We start from the raw sequence: 345 nt of genomic DNA on the forward strand, positions 1-345 counted from the left end.
ACTCTCCCACACCCTCCCGGGTGCAGTACCATCGGCGCTGTGGGTCTTAGCTTCCGGGTTCGGAATGGGACCGGGCGTTTCCCCCACGCTATGACCGCCGTAACCCTGTGTCCCGTCCCCCCGGCGCTGCGCGGGGGTGGGAAAACTGTGGTTACACGTTCCCCGCACCGGTTCCCGTTGAGGGGTGGTGGTGCGGTTGTGGTGTTGTTTATTCAGTTGTGTTGGTTCCAGGACCGTCAAACCCGGGCGGGTTTGTTGGTTGGGAACCACATAGTGGACGCAAGCAGTCTTGTTTCTTTTTACCCTTCCCCATGGGTGCGAACCCCTTTTGAAACGGGTTCGCGG

1 rRNA gene is annotated in these 345 nt (G+C 60.6%); it reads right to left on the bottom strand.

Annotated elements, in window-relative coordinates:
* Positions 1 to 102, bottom strand: a 5S ribosomal RNA gene (gene rrf, locus DBZ45_RS02490); the annotation flags it as partial.
* Positions 103 to 345 lie beyond the last annotated feature (243 nt).

Origin of the sequence: Arthrobacter globiformis, from assembly GCF_003261175.1 — a bacterium.
In the GTDB taxonomy this organism is placed as follows: domain Bacteria; phylum Actinomycetota; class Actinomycetes; order Actinomycetales; family Micrococcaceae; genus Arthrobacter; species Arthrobacter globiformis_A.